Origin of the sequence: Streptomyces sp. NPDC088194 (assembly GCF_040702025.1) — a bacterium.
Lineage (GTDB): Bacteria > Actinomycetota > Actinomycetes > Streptomycetales > Streptomycetaceae > Actinacidiphila.
In genome coordinates, this window is sequence record NZ_JBFBIV010000005.1 from 139,651 (window position 1) to 155,225 (window position 15,575).

The 15,575-nt window shown below is 71.4% G+C and carries 14 protein-coding genes, 1 tRNA gene and 1 pseudogene; 8 read left to right on the plus strand and 8 right to left on the minus strand.

Annotated features, from left to right (window positions below):
• Positions 1-268 precede the first annotated feature (268 nt).
• Positions 269-757 carry a YajQ family cyclic di-GMP-binding protein gene (locus AB0399_RS04110; RefSeq protein ID WP_328467921.1) on the minus strand — a complete coding sequence of 163 codons (489 nt, stop codon included), beginning with the start codon at positions 755-757 and terminating at the stop codon, positions 269-271.
• Between the two features lie 209 nt (positions 758-966).
• Between AB0399_RS04110 and AB0399_RS04115 the strand changes: the two genes are divergently transcribed.
• A tRNA-Tyr gene (locus AB0399_RS04115) sits at positions 967-1,048 on the plus strand.
• Between the two features lie 203 nt (positions 1,049-1,251).
• Positions 1,252-1,653 (plus strand): hypothetical protein, encoded by a 402-nt coding sequence (locus AB0399_RS04120; RefSeq protein ID WP_328467987.1) that lies wholly within the window; start codon positions 1,252-1,254, stop codon positions 1,651-1,653.
• Positions 1,654-1,714: 61 nt separating this feature from the next.
• Here AB0399_RS04120 and AB0399_RS04125 read toward each other — a convergent pair whose 3' ends face one another.
• Positions 1,715-3,019: a hypothetical protein gene (locus tag AB0399_RS04125; protein ID WP_366410146.1), complete on the minus strand. Its 1,305-nt coding sequence runs from the start codon at positions 3,017-3,019 to the stop codon at positions 1,715-1,717.
• A gap of 212 nt (positions 3,020-3,231) precedes the next feature.
• Complete coding sequence (locus tag AB0399_RS04130) at positions 3,232-3,453, minus strand: DUF6011 domain-containing protein (RefSeq protein ID WP_329365887.1); 222 nt, start codon at positions 3,451-3,453, stop codon at positions 3,232-3,234.
• 79 nt (positions 3,454-3,532) lie between these two features.
• On the opposite strand from AB0399_RS04130, the gene AB0399_RS04135 reads away from it, so the two are divergent.
• Positions 3,533-4,075, plus strand: coding sequence for a hypothetical protein (locus AB0399_RS04135; RefSeq protein WP_366410147.1), 543 nt, complete (start codon positions 3,533-3,535; stop codon positions 4,073-4,075).
• Between the two features lie 79 nt (positions 4,076-4,154).
• On the opposite strand, the gene AB0399_RS04140 is transcribed toward AB0399_RS04135, so the two are convergent.
• The 4 genes from AB0399_RS04140 to AB0399_RS04155 all read right to left on the minus strand — a co-directional run bounded on the left by AB0399_RS04140 (position 4,155) and on the right by AB0399_RS04155 (position 8,061).
• Positions 4,155-4,817 (minus strand): hypothetical protein, encoded by a 663-nt coding sequence (locus AB0399_RS04140; protein ID WP_329365883.1) that lies wholly within the window; start codon positions 4,815-4,817, stop codon positions 4,155-4,157.
• Positions 4,818-5,044: 227 nt separating this feature from the next.
• Positions 5,045-6,103 carry an ABC transporter substrate-binding protein gene (locus AB0399_RS04145; protein ID WP_329365881.1) on the minus strand — a complete coding sequence of 353 codons (1,059 nt, stop codon included), beginning with the start codon at positions 6,101-6,103 and terminating at the stop codon, positions 5,045-5,047.
• A 114-nt stretch (positions 6,104-6,217) separates the two neighbouring features.
• The gene (locus tag AB0399_RS04150) at positions 6,218-7,234 is read right to left on the minus strand and encodes an ABC transporter permease (RefSeq protein WP_366410148.1); all 1,017 of its coding nucleotides are present in this window, start codon (positions 7,232-7,234) and stop codon (positions 6,218-6,220) included.
• 29 nt (positions 7,235-7,263) lie between these two features.
• A complete protein-coding gene (locus AB0399_RS04155) occupies positions 7,264-8,061 on the minus strand; it encodes an ABC transporter ATP-binding protein (RefSeq protein WP_329365877.1) in 798 nt (265 codons plus the stop codon).
• A 342-nt stretch (positions 8,062-8,403) separates the two neighbouring features.
• On the opposite strand from AB0399_RS04155, the gene AB0399_RS04160 reads away from it, so the two are divergent.
• From AB0399_RS04160 to AB0399_RS04180, 5 genes and pseudogenes are all read left to right on the plus strand, one after another.
• Positions 8,404-9,621: a transposase domain-containing protein gene (locus tag AB0399_RS04160; protein WP_366410177.1), complete on the plus strand. Its 1,218-nt coding sequence runs from the start codon at positions 8,404-8,406 to the stop codon at positions 9,619-9,621.
• Positions 9,622-9,902: 281 nt separating this feature from the next.
• On the plus strand, positions 9,903-13,067 hold the full coding sequence (locus tag AB0399_RS04165) for a nitrate- and nitrite sensing domain-containing protein (RefSeq protein ID WP_366410149.1): 3,165 nt from the start codon (positions 9,903-9,905) through the stop codon (positions 13,065-13,067).
• Between the two features lie 72 nt (positions 13,068-13,139).
• Complete coding sequence (locus AB0399_RS04170) at positions 13,140-13,562, plus strand: roadblock/LC7 domain-containing protein (RefSeq protein ID WP_328468007.1); 423 nt, start codon at positions 13,140-13,142, stop codon at positions 13,560-13,562.
• A 76-nt stretch (positions 13,563-13,638) separates the two neighbouring features.
• Positions 13,639-13,971, plus strand: a pseudogene (locus AB0399_RS04175) (DUF742 domain-containing protein); the annotation flags it as partial.
• A gap of 52 nt (positions 13,972-14,023) precedes the next feature.
• Positions 14,024-14,791, plus strand: coding sequence for a class I SAM-dependent methyltransferase (locus tag AB0399_RS04180; protein ID WP_366410150.1), 768 nt, complete (start codon positions 14,024-14,026; stop codon positions 14,789-14,791).
• 119 nt (positions 14,792-14,910) lie between these two features.
• Here the strand turns inward: AB0399_RS04180 and AB0399_RS04185 are convergent, their stop codons facing one another.
• A complete protein-coding gene (locus AB0399_RS04185; RefSeq protein WP_329365866.1) occupies positions 14,911-15,573 on the minus strand; it encodes an NAD(P)H-binding protein in 663 nt (220 codons plus the stop codon).
• Positions 15,574-15,575 lie beyond the last annotated feature (2 nt).

Here is a 15,575-nt window from a genome sequence, read left to right on the forward strand (position 1 = left end):
CTTGCTCGATGCCGGCAGGCGACTTGACGGGCTGAGGACAGGTTACGCCGACGGTTCATTCTGGGTGATCAGCCGATCACTGGCTGATCCGCCATCGACGTCCAGAGCCAAGCCCTCCGAGGCGTCGACCGTTCTCGACACCTATGCCCCCTGCGGCCCAACGACGAGGGCACAGCGAGGGCGGCGGTGGAGTCGGTCCTCGCCGGAATGCCCTCGTTGTGCCCTGTGGCCGCCTAGCTGACGCGTTTCCGCAGGTCAGCGCAGTGTTCTAGCGGTAGTTGACGAACTGGAGCGCGAAGTCCAGGTCCTTGCCCTTGAGCAGGGCCTGCACGGACTGGAGGTCGTCACGGCTCTTGGAGCTGACCCGCAGCTCGTCGCCCTGGACCTGCGCCTTGACGCCCTTCGGGCCCTCGTCCCGGATGATCTTCGCGACCTTCTTGGCGTTCTCCTGGGAGATGCCCTCTTCGATCGTGGCGAAGATCTTGTACTCCTTGCCGGACAGCTGCGGCTCGCCCGCGTCCAGCGACTTCAGCGAGATCCCCCGCTTCACCAGCTTGGTCTCGAAGACGTCCAGGATCGCCTTCACGCGCTCCTCGGAGTTCGCCTCCAAGAGGATCTTCTCGCCCGACCAAGCGATCGACGCGCCCACGTTCTTGAAGTCGTAGCGCTGCGAGATCTCCTTGGCGGCCTGGTTGAGGGCGTTGTCGACCTCCTGCCGCTCGACCTTCGAGACGATGTCGAAACTGGAGTCGGCCATCTTCAGTGGGCTCCTTGACTGTGTTCATCGGTACGTCGGTTCCATCACTTCCGCGACGGCCCAACCCGGCACCGCCACCGGCCCAGCCTAGTCACCCGCGCCCCCGATGCCCTGATCAATCCGGTGGCGAACCACCCCTCTGCATCAGGTATCGTTTACCCCGTCGCCACGACCCCCGGCCCCCCAGGCCGGCCCGAGGCACATCTCATGGCGGTATGCCCGAGCGGCCAATGGGAGCGGACTGTAAATCCGTCGGCTTAGCCTACCGTGGTTCGAATCCACGTGCCGCCACACCATGAAGAGGCCCCTCACCTGCGCTCGCGCGGGGGAGGGGCCCTTTGGCGTATCGGGGCTCCTCCCGGCTCGCCGTGGGGGTCGGCCCACCGCATTCTGGGTCCATGAGCGAGCCAACGCCGGGGCAGGACCCCGGTCCGGAGCGGAAGGAGCCCCGCGGAGGGCCAGCCGCGGGGCCGGCGCCCGAGCCGCACGGACATGTGCACCCTCCTCCGCCGCGAAGGAGGCGGAAGCGGCCGTGGGTCCTGCTCGCCGCGGCCGTGGTCTTCTTCGGCGGCATCATCGCCATCGCGGCCGTCGTCCGCGGTGACGCGGGCAAGTCGGTCACCGTGAGATACCGCGTCACCGGCACCGCCCGCGACGTGACCATCGGGTACCCCACCTGGCACGACGACACCATCTCGACGACCAAGGTGACGGCGAAGACGCTGCCGTGGCAGAAGGAGTTGACGACGAAGAGTTTCGTCAAGGGCGGCTCGCTCTCCCTGACCCTGGGACCGGGCGGCGGCACGGCGACCTGTTCCGTCGTGGTCGACAACGGCAAGGCGCACACGGCCACCGCGACCGGCCCCTCCGCGACGGTCGACTGCAACGGCTTCTGACCCCCCCACCCCTCCGGTCCCGATCCGAACGCCCGCGGCACGGAAACGCCCTGTCCGGCCTTCAGATGCCGTACGCGCCCGGCGGCACCCCGTGTGCCGCCGCGTACGGGGTCAGCGCGATGACCCCGGTCCCGCGCGAGGGCGTGTCAGGCCCGATGGCGGGTTCGAGGGCGAGCGGGCTCACCCCCAAGGCGCGGGCGATGTCCGGTGCCATCTCGTACGCCTCGTGCGTCCACGTGTCCTCGTCCTCCTCGCTCTCCTGGGCCGGGTCCCATTCGGGCCGCAGGCCCACCTTCGTGCGGTGCTCACGTTCGAACGCGAGGGGCTCGCCGAGGGTCAGCAACTCGTCGTCGGCCTCGCCCGATTCGCAGTAGCGCCGCACCACGGCGCCGCGCTCGGCGACCAGCCAGGCGGAGCCGTCTCCCTGGCCTCCCCAGTAGTACGCCTGGGCCTGGCCGTAGCGTGCGCTCAGTTCGGTGCACAGGCGCAGGACGTCCGCGCTCCGCTCCTCGTGGCACGGGCTGCACCATGCGCCGAGGACGAGGGTCCAACCGTCGAGTTCAGGGGTCACGAAGACCCGGGAGTAGGCGGAGTCGTCGTGGCAGTGGCCGTCGGAGTCGATGACCTCGTGGGCGAGCTTGAAGGTCGCGGGCCTGGGGTCGGTCAGGCCCAGGGCCGCCATGACTCCTGCCTGGTCCCCACTCGGAACGGCGATCCAGTGGTTCCAGCAGGCCCAGATCCCCGTCGGTCTGTCGTCCCGGAGCCTGATCCTGATGAGCCGTTCGACCGCGGCCACGTCAGCGGCGGACAGCGCCGCCTCCCCGCCGATGTCGGCGAGCACGGTCAGCGCCCGCGCCCGCAGCCGGCCCGGTCCGCGCCTGCGGACGTCCTGGAGCAGCGGTACCACCTCCTGCCCGTGGTGGACCAGCAGGAACTGCGCCTTCCTGGCGATTTCCGGGTCCGGGTCGGCGAGCAACGGCAGCGCGGACGGGAGTGCGGTCCGCCCGGCTTCGTCGCATCCCCGGACGCCTTCGACAGCCGCGGCCCGGATGAACGGCTCGTTGCTCGCGAGCGCCGTCCGGTAGTGGTCGAGAGCGACCGGGCCGAAGGAGGAGAACGCGTAGCCCAACCGACTCCGGGACGCCTCGGCAGGTGCCGACCGGAATCCCTGCCACAGTCCCTCCAGCGCCCCGCTGCCGATCCGTTGGAGCACTTCGCGGATCTGCCGCGGCCCCACCGGTGAGTCGCCGTCCGCCAGTTCCCGCACCAGCGGCTCCACCGCCTCCGCGCCCAGCGCCACCAGGGCGTTCGCGGCCGCCTCACGTGTGTCGTCCGACGCGAGGCCCCGTATCGGATCTGTCGCCACTCCGGCCCCCTCTGCCTGCCCGTGATCGTCCCCGGCTTCAGCATCGCGCACGGGTCCGACACTCGGCCGCCACCGATTCCGCCACCGATTCCGCCACCGACTCCGCCACCGATTCCGGCACCGCCGCTGACCCCGATGTCGCTGTGACCGTCGGGGCAGAGGAGACCGGCTCCGACGAGCGCGGAGGACCCCGGAGAACCGGTGCGGCGGGCTCAGAGGCCGGGGATGCCCTCCTGGTCGACCTCGAACCGGCCGGGGCGCCGCACACTCGCGTTCCCGCCCAACTTGCGCCGGCAGTTCTCCCCGAGCCCCCATGCGCGGCTCTCCGCGTCGGACAGCGGATGCCCGCACATGCCGCAGAGCACCACCCGCCGCCCGGCAGCCGCCAGTTCCTCGTCGGTGGCGAGGCCGGGGAGCGGGGCGTCGGAGGGCATGAGGACAGTGTGCGCGATACCCCGGCCGCCGCGGGAATCCGGTCGCGCCGGACGGGTGGTGCCTGGCAGGCTCGGCGGCGTGGATCACGCGGAGGTGTTGCTCATCGGCGGGCGGGCCGGGGTCGGGAAGTCGACGGTGGCGTGGGAGGTTTCGGCGGGCCTGCGGGGAGCGGAGGTGCCGCACGCGGTGGTGGAGGGCGACTTCATGGGGCAGGTGCACCCGGCGCCGGAGGGGGACCCTGACCGCTCGCGGATCACCGAGCGCAATCTGGCGGCGCTGTGGGCGAACTACGCCCGGCTCGGCTACCGGCGCCTGGTCTACACGAACACGGCGAGCGTGCTGCCCGAGTCGGCCGCGATGTTCACCCGCGCGATGGGCGCGGACCTGCGGATCTTACGGGTCCTGCTCACCGCGTCCGACGCCACCGCCACCGCGCGGCTGACGGGCCGCGAACTCGGTTCGGAGCTGGAGCGGGAGGTGGGCAACAGCATCCGCAAGGCCCGCCTCCTGGACGAGCGGACCCCGGCGGACGCCGTACGCGTGGCCACCGACGGCAGAACGGTCCCCGACATCGCCCGCGAGGTGCTCGCCGCCACGGGCTGGATCACCGCGCGGAGTTGACGGGATCACCGCGCGGAGTTGTCGGCGCCGCGCGGAGTTGCCGGCACCGCGTGGAGCTGGCAGCGCCGCACCGCAGGTCTCAGACGGGCGTGCCGCCACCGGTGCTGACGGTGTGTCGGACCTTGTCCACGGCCTTCTGGTAGAGCGCGGAGGCGAGTTGGGGCGAGTCGCCGGCGATCTGGAAGAACGTGTAGCCGACCAGGACCGGGCCGACGCGCCCGAACGCCATGTACCCGTTGACCTGCACGCCGCTCAACTTCCCTTCCATACGCGTCGCCGTGCTCTCGCCGCCGCCGAAGTGGATCGGCTTCAGGGTGAGGGCGAGCCGGGTGCCGCCCTCGGTGAGGGTGAGGTCGCGGCAGGAGGTGAGCGCGGCCTTGGCCCGTGCGTAGACGGCGCCCTCCTTGGCCGACGTGCCCGCGGTCAGCTCTTCGCTCAGCAGCGGCCCGGTCTGGCCGCCGCTGAAGTCGGCCTCCTGCGTCCCCGCTCCGGGCGGCGCTTCCAGCACCTTCACCAGCGCCGGGCAGCCGGAGATCCCGTCGCCGCCGACGCCACCGCCGCCGCCGGTCGAGTCCGCACCGCTCAGCCCGGTGTCCCCGGGGGTCAGCAGCGCCGCCTTCAGCTCGGACGGGCTCGGTGCCGGCCCCTCGCCGCTCCGCGCCCCGGTGGCGGCCCCCGCGGTGTCGGCGGCCACCGTCCCGCCGAGGACGGCCGCAGCGGTGAGCACCGCGGCCGTACACATCAGACGGTTCCTGCGCACCCCGTGTCGACGACGCGTCCCCAGCATGGCGTCTCCCTAGGACTCGGCACCCGGTCCACCTTCCCGGCCAGTGTGCGCCGACCCCCGCCGCACCGCATTGTCAGAGCCCCCGACCGCCCGGCCGCCTGGGTTCATGACACTCCGTGACGGTACGGTCGCCCCGGTCGCCCGGTCGCGGCCACTCGTCTTCTGCCTGACGGCCCCGTCGGTCAGGACGCTGACTTCTCCTGCGCCGCCTTCTGGACGTACTCGTCGGTGTAGGTCTTCGCCAGGTCGATCTTGTGACCCTTGACGGCCGGGTCGATCGCGTTCAGCACCCGCAGTACGGTCTGCGGCGCGTCGGCCGGCATCTGGCCGGTGGGGTTGTACATGCCCATCTCGTTCGCCAGCGCCTGGATGTACTGGTCCTTGCCGCTGCCGGAGTAGAAGTCGGCCGGGACCTGGGCGGTGATCTGCGCGGCCGAGTGCGACTCCATCCACTGGAGCGTCTGGTAGATCGCGTTGACCATCTTCTGCGTGGTGTCCTTGTGGCTGTTCGCCCACGCCGTCTGGACGGTCAGCGCGGTGCCCGGGTACGGGCCGCCGAGGGCGGCCTTGGTGCCGGCGGCCGTGCGCATGTCGGCGACGATCGTGCCGAGGTGCTTCTTCAGCAGGGTCGAGATCGTCGGTTCGGTGGTGACACCGGCGTCGACCCGGTTGTGCTGGAAGGCCGCCACGAAGGTGGGCCCGGCGGCCACGGCCACCAGATGGGTCTGGGCCAGCGGGATGTTGTTGTGGACCGCCAGGTAGGAACCGATGTTGGAGCTGGCCGAACCGAGCGAGGTCACCCCGACCGTCTTGCCCCGCAGGTCCGCCGGGGACTTGAGCGACTTCTCGTTCGCGCGGGTCATCTCGACCATGCCGGGCGCCTGGAGCAACTGGACGACCGCTTCGGTGTTCTTGCCCTTGGCCTGGAGGTCGAGGTTGTGGTCGAAGAACCCGATCATGCCCTGGACGTCGCCCTTGAGCAGCGCGTCGGAGACCTGCGGGGTGCTCTGCAGGTTGTCGATCTTGACGTCCAGCCCCTGCTTCGTGAAGTAGCCCATCCGCTCGGCCAGGATGAGCGGGAGGTAACTCTGGTTCGCCTGGTTCGACAGGGCGATGGTCACCTTCGTCAGGGAGCCCTCGCTCGCCGCGTCAGTGCTGCCGGACTTGTCGTCCGAGCAGGCCGTCACCCCTGTAGCCAGGAACGTCGTCGCGGCTATGAGAACGATCTTCTTGCGCCACATGAGCCTTGCTTTCTTCTCGGGAGCGGACGCGCCGCCGGCCGTCTTCGGCCGTGCCGCGTTCCGCCGGTCATTGCGGGGTGGACATGCGTCAGGGAGTTCACGTCGATCGCCGGGTCAGGCTCCCGCGCCGGACCGCTGCGGGCGCGGTTGCCACCGCAGCAGGCGCCGTTCGAGGAGCGTGATCAGGCCCTCGGCGGCCAGGGCGAACGCGGCGGTGATGACCAGGCCCGCGTAGACGCCGTCGGGGTCGAAATTCGCCTGCGCCTGGAAGATGAGCAGCCCGAGGCCCTGCTGCGCCCCGAGCAGTTCCCCCACGATCGCGCCGGTGACCGCGAAGCCGAACGCGACGTGCAGGCTGGTGGTGATCCAGCTCAGCGCGGACGGGACGACGACCTGCAGGGTCACCTTGGCGTTCCCGGCGCCGAGGATGCGGGCGTTGGCGATGAGGTTGCGGTCCACCTCGCGGGCGCCCTGGAAGGCGTTGAAGAACACGCCGAAGAAGACCAGCACCGCCGACAGCGTGACCTTGGAACTGATCCCGAGGCCGAACCAGATCGCGAACACCGACCCGAGCAGGATGCGCGGTATCGAGTTCAGCGTCTTGATGTAGGGGGCGAAGACGTCGGCCAGGAAGCGCAGCCGACCCAGCAGGATGCCGAACACGACGCCGAGGGTCACGCCGATCCCGAAGCCCATCAGCGTCTCCTGGAGCGTCACCCACACCTGGTCCCACAGCGAGCCCTGCGAGGTGCCGTGGCGTACCCAGTCCCACAACTTCGAGCAGATGCCGGACGGTTCGCCGGTGTAGAACTTGTCGATCGTTCCCGCCGAGGCGAGCCACTGCCACAGCCCGACGAACAGGGCGAGGACGAGGACCCGGGTCAGGTTGACCAGCACGTGGCGCCGCAGTCGTTGCCGCCGGGCCGTGGACCCGGTTCGGGCCTCGCTCTTCGACGGTTCGGGGCGGGCGGTGCGGTCCGCGGCGTCACCTGCGGCATCACCCGTGGCTTCACCGCTCGCGCCGTCGGTCACTTCCTCGACCGCGTCACCGGTCGCGCCCTCGGCCGTACTGGTGGTGTCGGGATCGGCGTCCGCCGTATCGGCAGTGGACCGGGGACCGTGCACGTTCATGCGCTCTTGCCTCTTCCGGCGGGGGTGGGTCAGGCCGCGGTCTCGGGCGTCGCGGTCACGGTGCGGCGGTAGGCGACCTGGACCTCGTCGCGCAGCGATTCCCAGATCCGCTCGTGGAGCTTGACGAAATCGGGGGTGTGCCGGATCTCGCGTGGATTCCTCGGCCGGGGGAGGTCGATCTCGAACGTCTCCTTCACGGTGGCCGGTCCCGCCGTCATGACCACGACCTTGTCGGCGAGCGAGATCGCCTCCTCCAGGTCGTGGGTGACGAACACCACCGACGGGCGGGTCTGGTCCCACAGGGAGAGGAGCTCGTCCGACATGATCTGGCGGGTCTGCACGTCCAGGCCGGCGAACGGCTCGTCCATGAGGAGCACGCGCGGCCGGTTGATCATCGTCTGGGCGAGCGCGACCCGCTTGCGCATCCCGCCGGAGAGCTGGTGCGGGTGGTACCGCTCGAACCCCGTCAGGCCCACCCGGCCTATCCAGTCGGTGGCCTCGGCGTGTGCCTCCCGGCGTGACGCGCCGCGGAAGCGGGGGCCGGCCGCCACGTTGCCGAGCACCGTCTTCCAGGGGAACACCGCGTCGGTCTGGAAGACGAAGCCGACGTCCTTCCCGATGCCGTCCACCGGGCGGCCGTCGATGAGCACCTCGCCGGTGTCCGGCCGGTCCAGGCCGCAGATCAGCGACAGCGTGGTCGACTTACCGCAGCCGGTGGGACCGACGACCGCGGTGAACTCGCCGGCCGCCACCGAGAAATTGACGTCGCGCAGGACATCGTGATTGCCGCCCTGCGGCGTGTTGAAATGTTTGGTCACATTGCGCATCACGATAGGAGGCGTCGTCGGTTGCGGCGATGTGACCGACCCATTGGTGTCTGCACGCTGGGATTCGCTTGTCACGCGAGTGAGGCTGCCAGAACCCGGCGCGGGACAACAACCTCGCCGAACAAGGGTCCACTGACTTAAGCGCGGGCAGGGCGCCTATCTGCGGCTCCTCTCCGCACGACGACCTCCCCGTGTCCGGAGAAAATCCGCAAAGTGTGCTTTCTGTGCATTGTCGACGATGGTTAGACGCGGCGCGTTCTTCGGAGGTAACTTCTAGCGATGACGTTCCGTTATCTCGGCATACCGTCTGAAACCCCCCTTCCGGACCGGCTTGCGCTGCGCATGCTCGTACAGACTTTCCGGCCGGAACTAATGGATCGGCTGGTGGACAAAGCCGAGCGGAGAGAGCGCCGCAGACGGCTGCTGCCCGCGCGGCTCATGATGTATTTCGCTCTCGCGATGTGGCTCTTCGGGACCTCTTCCTACGAGGAGGTGCTCGCCAAGCTGACCGGCGGCCTCCCGGAGATGTTCCAGGACGCCGGTGACCTGGCCTCCGCCGCCGCGATCGCCCGGGCCCGCATGCGGCTGGGCGTCGAACCGCTCAAGGAACTCTGCGCCCACGTGGCCGCGTCGGCCGGGCAGCCGGGACCGCCGGGCACCGAGCGGGTGTTCGCCTTCGAGAGCGTCGCCATGGAGGTGCCGGACACGCCCGCGAACCGGGCCGCGTACGTGCTGCCCGGCGTCGACGGGGAGGCGACGGGCGAGGCGACGGGCGAGGCGACGGGGGACGGCGAGCGCGGCGACGGCGCCGACCGCGGCGACCGGACGAGGAGACCTACGAAGGGTCGCGCCCTGGACGTGTGGCTGGTCTCGCTCACCGAGTGCCGGATGTGCCTCTCCGTCGCCTCGGCGATCGCCCCCAGCCCGGAGTTGGGCATCGAGGGCATCATCGCCGAATGGCCGCACGACCTCCTCGGCGCGGGGGCGCTGGTGGTCGGCGAACGTGAGGCGGTCCCCACGGCGATGTGGAACGCGCTGGCCGCGGCCGGCGCCCATCAGATCTGGCGGCTGGACGGCCGCACCGACACCGCGCGGCCCCTGCCGGTGGTGCGCGCGCTGCCCGACGGGTCGTACCTGTCGAAGCTGCCGCCGGACGGCCGGGCCGCGGGCGCGGAGCCGGGTGCGGAGTTGGGGGCGGAGTTGGGTGCGGGGGCCGTCGTCCGCGTGGTGCCGTGCGGACCCTCCGCTTCCGCTCCCGGCCGGTCGCGGGGACCGGCCGGGAGTGCTCCGGTGCTGGTCACGTCGTTCCTCGACGATTCGGTGACGGCGGGCGAGATCACGGCCCGGCACGAGAGTGTGGCGGAGATGTGCCGAAACGGTGTCGGCCGGTTCGCCGATCAGATCGCGGGGCTGCGGGTGGTATTGCGGTCGAAAAGTCCCGAACTCGTCCGGCAGGAAATATATGCGATGCTCTGCACGTATCACGCCGTCGGGCACCTGCTATCCCCGATGCATTCGGCGGACCAGCTTTCGGTCGAAGCGCGCGGACGGACGGTGTGACCGGGGGAGACCTCTTAAGTCAGTAGCGAGATCCTTTGCTCCCGCGGGCGTGCGTGTGCTGCAATGAGGTCCCCGACCAGCGCGCGGAAGTAACGCGCCGGCGACTTGGTGTGTACCTGAGTCGAGCGCTTGTTGTGGTGAACCGAATGACCGAGCGCCGCCGCGTCATGCTGCGACGTTATGAGGGTTGAGGGTTAGTAAATGGAAGACCAGGGGCCTCGCGAAGCCGGCTATCCGTTGACGTGCGGGGACCGCTTGGCGCAGCACAATGTGGCGATGCCGTGACAACGGCACGGAGATCCCGTTCCGCTTCCGCACCGAAGTGGATCACCGCCACCGGCGGAAAGGTCCTCGCCCGGCTGCACGTCAAGCGCCACCTGGGCGACTGGCGGCTCCGCAGCCGCATGCTGGTCCTGGTGCTGGTCCCGCTGATCGCGATCATCCCGCTCGTCGGTGTGCGCGTGGTCTCCGAGGTCGGCAGCCTCCGGTCCGCGGCGCACATCCAGGGGCAGACGCAGCTCGCCCGGCAGATCTCCACCCTGGTCGGCGCGCTCGACGACGAGCGCGACCTCACCGAGGTCGCGCTCAACGGGTCGGGCGTCGCCCGGGACAAGGAACTGACGGCGGCCCAGCGGACCACCGACGCGCAGGTGCGGGAGTTCGACGAGAGCCTGCGCCGGCAGCAGGACAGCGTCGACGCCCTGCCCGCTATGGTGCGCCAGCTCGGCGCGCGCGGGGAGGCCCGGCTCGGTGACCTGAGCCCGCTGCGTGCCTCCGCGCAGGGCCTCGCGGCCGGCGCCGGCACGCCGACCTTCAGCGCGTACAGCACGATCATCGGCGACCTGCTCGACTTCAGCGACCAGCTCGCCGCGGTCAGCTCCGATCACACGCTCGGCAGCCTGGTCGCCACGCTCTCCTCGATCGAGCAGATCGAGCAGCAGACGTCGAGCGAGCGCGGCTACCTCGTCGACGTGCTGGACAGCGGCGGCTTCACGCTGGAGCAGAAGGAGAACATCGAGCAGGCGCAGTTCGAGACGGCCGGCGACGCGCTCGCCAACAACGCGCCGACCTCGCTCCTCAACCTGTACCAGTCGACGGTCAGCGGCGACAAGGTCGGTGCGGCCGACGGCACCGTCCAGGCGGTCTCCACCGCCGCGCAGGAGGACATCCCGCTCGCCGACCTGGGGATCAGCAAGGCCACCGCGTTCAACCAGCTGACGGACAAGCTCGACGCGGTGCGGATCGTCGAGCGGCAGGCCGTCGCGGACATGAACGACCGCGCCTCGCACCTGCTGTCGGCCGGGCGGACCCAGCTCTACGAGAACATCGCGATCATCGTCGCGGTGGTCGCGCTGTCCTTCCTGGGCGCCCTGGTCCTCGCCAGGTCCGTCGTACGCCCGCTGCGCCGGCTGCGCGTCTCCGCGCTGGACGTCGCGGACAACCGGCTGCCCGAGGCCGTGCGCCGGCTTCGTGACGTGGAGCCCGCGGAGACCGACGAGCCGGTGCAGGTCCAGCCGATCGAGTTGCAGACGCAGGACGAGGTCGGCCAGGTGGCGCGCGCCTTCGACCGCGTGCACTTCGAGGCGGTCCGGCTCGCCACCGAGCAGGCGAGGATGCGCAGCAACGTCAACGCGATCTTCACCAACCTCTCGCGCCGCAGCGAGAGCCTGGTGCTGCGGCAACTCCAGCTCATCGACGACCTGGAGAACAGCGAGCAGAACCCGAGCCAGCTCGCCAGCCTGTTCCAGCTCGACCACCTCGCGACCCGGATGCGCCGCAACAACGAGAACCTCCTGGTGCTCGCCGGCGAGGAGCAGAGCCGCCGCTGGAACCAGCCGGTGTCGCTGTTCGACCTGGTCCGCGCCGCCACCGCCGAGGTCGAGCAGTACGAACGCGTGATGCTGTACGAACTGCCCGACGTGGCGGTGGCCGGCCATGCCGCGACCGACGTCGTCCACCTGGTGGCCGAACTCATCGAGAACGCCACCGCGTTCTCCGGCCCCGAGACCCAGGTGCTGGTGGGCGCCAAGATGCTCACCTCCGGCGATGTCGTGCTGGACATCGCGGACGCGGGCATCGGCATCCGGCCCGAGGAGCTGAACCGGATCAACCGGCGGCTCGCCGAGCCGCCCGTGCTCGACGTGGCGACCTCCCGCCGGATGGGTCTGTTCGTCGTCGGGCGGCTGGCGGCCAAGTACGGCATCCAGGTGCGGCTGACCGGGTCCGGCCGGACCGGCCTCAACGCGCTGATCCGGATACCGCCGGCCCTGCTGCTGCCGGTCAGCGAGATCGACGCGGGCATGGGGCCGGCGTTCGACCAGGCCACCATGCGCCCCGGCCCGTACGACCTCCCCGAGCCCGGCACGCTCCCCGCCCGGGGCCCGTCGTCGGCGGTCGGCGACCCGCGGTTCGGCGACCCGCGGGCCACTGACCCGCGGTTCGGCGACCCGAGGTTCGACACTTCCTACGGTCCGGCGGTGGAGACCGGTGCGGGCGCGCGGCGCCTTGAGGAGGCGCCGTCCGGGCGCCACTCGGGTCCGCCCGACGGCGGCTTCCCGTGGTTCAACGAGGAGGAGCAGGCGGCGGGGCAGTCCGGCCACGGATTCTCCTGGTTCGCGCAGCCGGTCGAGGAGCACCCGCTGCCGGGCGGTATGGACGGCCGGCCGGCGATGGAAGGACCTCCGCAGGCCGGGTCCCACGTGGCGGGCAGTCACACGGCGGGCACCCACGCGGCGGGCGCCCGTATACCCGACGCGCCGCAGGCCGGCCGGCACGCGTACCCGGACCCGGCGCCCGGCGGCCACGGGTCCGAGCGGCTGCCGATCTTCGAGTCGACGAGGTCGGGGTGGCCCGGCCCGGAGAGCGGCCAGGGACAGCCGGACCGCGGGCAGCCGACCCGTGGCCTGCCGGACCCCGGCCGGCCGGCGATGGGCGGGCCGCAACCGGCGCAGCCCGGGCCCGCCCCGCTCCCGCAGCGGCCCCAGCCCCAACCCCCGCGGTCCGCGCAGCCCCAGCCGCAATCCCAGCCGCAATCCCAGGCACAGCCGCAAATCCAGCAGTCCGCGCAGCCCCAGCCCCAGCCGCAGCCTCCCCGGGACGGCGCCCACCCGTCGCCTTCGTGGGCGCGGCCCGACACCAGCCCGCGCCCCGGGGCCGGCGGAGAAGCCGGGCCGTCGACCGGCGGTTCGGTGGTCGGAGGTTCGACCGCTCAGGGACTGCCCCGGCGCGTGCCCTTCGGCAACCTCGCCCCCGGCGCGGGGGCACGCGACAGGGCGGCACAGCCGCACGCGGCGCCGGTCGCACCACGCCAGGCCGACCTGATGCGAGAGCGGCTGTCGAGCTTCCACCAAGGCGTCAGGCGAGGGAAGGACGGCACCGAGCGCGGCGACGGGTCCGAGCGTGACGACGGGCGCGGCCGGTCACCGGGCGGATCGGGTCCGGTATGAGCGGGTCGCCGTCCCCTCTGCCCGCAGCGCCCTCGGCCGATGTCCCCCGCAGCATAGGAAGCAGCCACACCCATGAGCGATCTGAGCACCGAAGCGCAGAACCTGAACTGGCTCATCGCCAACTTCGTCAAGCAGGTGCCGGGGGTCGCGCACGCGGTGGTCGTCTCCTCGGACGGAGTCCAGCTGCTGGCCTCGGCGTCCATGCCCAAGGACCGGGGCGACCAACTCGCCGCGATGGCCTCGGGACTGGCGAGCCTGACGCAGGGGGCGGCCACGCTCTTCGAGGCCGGCGCGGTCACCCAGACCGTGGTGGACATGCTGAACGGTTTCCTCTTCCTGACCTCGATCAGCGACGGCTCCGTCCTGGTGGTGCTCGCCGCGCCCACCTGCGACATGAAGGTCGTCGGTTACGAGATGACCTTGCTGGTCGAACGGACCGGCGACGTGCTCACCCCCGCCGTGCGCCGAGAACTGCAGAGCGCGCTGGCCGGCTGAGGCCCGGCGCGATCAGCCGTCCGCGTCACACCCGGAAGGATGTGCGTTCGTGAGTGCAGACCGCAGGCGCAACTCGTCGCCCTTCGTACGCCCGTACGCCGTCACGCGCGGACGTACCACGGCGCGGACCGACTTCGCGCTCGAGGCGCTGGTCAGCACCACCGCACGCGCCTGGGAGAACGGGGTACGGCTGTTCCCCGAGCAGCAGGCGATCTGCCGGCTGTGTCTGAACCTGACCTCGGTGGCCGAGATCTCCGCGCTGCTGCACATCCCGCTCGGCGTCACGCGCGTCCTGGTGGGCGACCTGGCCGAGAGCGGCCTCGTCAACGTCCAGCAGCCGGGCCACGAGGGGGGACGGCCGGACGTCACCCTGCTGGAGAGGGTGCTCACCGGCCTGCGCGGCCTGTGAGTTCCCGCCCGTCGCCCACCTTCCCGGGCCACGCGACAACCTAGGGAGTGCCATGTCCCAACTGCCCGAGCTCGCGGTGTCCTTCGGTGCCGCGGCGCAGGACTACGACCGCTACCGGACGGCGCCGCCGGCCCAGGCGCTCGACTGGCTGCTGCCCGCGGACTGCGCCTCGGTCCTCGACCTGGGCGCCGGCACCGGCCTGCTGACCCGTCAACTCGCCGACCGCGCCGCCGAGGTCGTGGCGGTCGAACCCGACGCCCGCATGCGCGAGGTGCTGGCCGCCGCCTGTCCGCGGGCGACGGTGCTGGAGGGGACCGGCGAGCACATCCCGCTGCCCGACGCCCGGGTCGACGCGGTCACGATCTCCGCGGCGTGGCACTGGATGGACCCGGCGGTCGCGCTCCCGGAGATCGCCCGGGTGCTCAAGCCGGGCGGGACACTCGGCATCCTGTACACGCGCCGGGACCGGCGGGTGCCGTGGCTCAACCGCCTGGACGCCTACGTGCACGACGAGATGGGGACCGACGACCGGGTCGGCGACCTGATCGGGCGGATGAACGACGGGCCGTGGCTGCCGGACGGCGTGCCCTTCACCGAACCGGAGCCCCACGCCGACACCTGGACCGCCGCGATGAGCGCCGAGGAGGTGACCGCCATGTTCGCCACCTACAGCAGGTTCATCGCGCTGCCGGCCGACCGGAAGCGGGAACTGGCGGCCCGGATCGAGGCGAAGGTCCGCGAGACGGCGGAGATACGGGACGACCTGGTCCGGCTGCCCCTGGTCTGCTACTCCTGGCGCACCCGGCGGACCGGCTCCTGACGCGCGGACCCTTCCTGGAGCGCGCACCGTCCCCCTGACTCAGGGACCCTCTCCTGACTTAGCGGGGCTCCGGACCGCGTGACCCGGCCCCTTACTCCCGCCGACTCCCGGTCCCGGCACTAGCTGCCGGACGCCACCGCGCGCACCGCCTCCGCCACCGGGTCGGGCCCCGCGATCAGCTCCAGGGTCAGCCCGGCCGTGCCCGGCACCGTCAGCAGCTCCGCCAGCACCGCCGCCACGTCGTCCCGCGGCACCGAGCCGCGCCCGGTGGACGCGGCGAGGTGGACCCGTCCGGTGCCGCTGTCGTTCGTCAGGGCACCCGGGCGCAGGATCGTCCACTCCAGCCCCTTCCGGGCCCGCACCGCGTCGTCCGCCGCGCCCTTCGCCCGCAGGTATGCCGTGAAGACCGGGTCCACACCGGTCGCCTCCGCGTCCGCGCCCATGGACGAGACCACCAGGAAGCGCCGTACCCCGGCCCGCTCGGCCGCGTCCGCGAGGAGCACGGCGGCGCCCCGGTCCACCGTCTGCTTGCGCTCCGCCCCGGAGCCCGCGCCGGCGCCCGCCGCGAACACCGCCGCGTCGGCGCCTTCCAGCACCGCCGCCACCTGCTCCAACGTCGCCGACTCCAGGTCGAGTACGACCGGTTCCGCGCCCACCGCCCGCAGGTCGTCAGCCTGGGCGGCGTTCCGGATCAACCCGGCCGCGCTGTCCCCGCGCCCGCTCAGCAGCCGTTCGAGCCGCAGCGCGATCTGTCCGTGTCCACCAGCGATCACCGTACGCATGC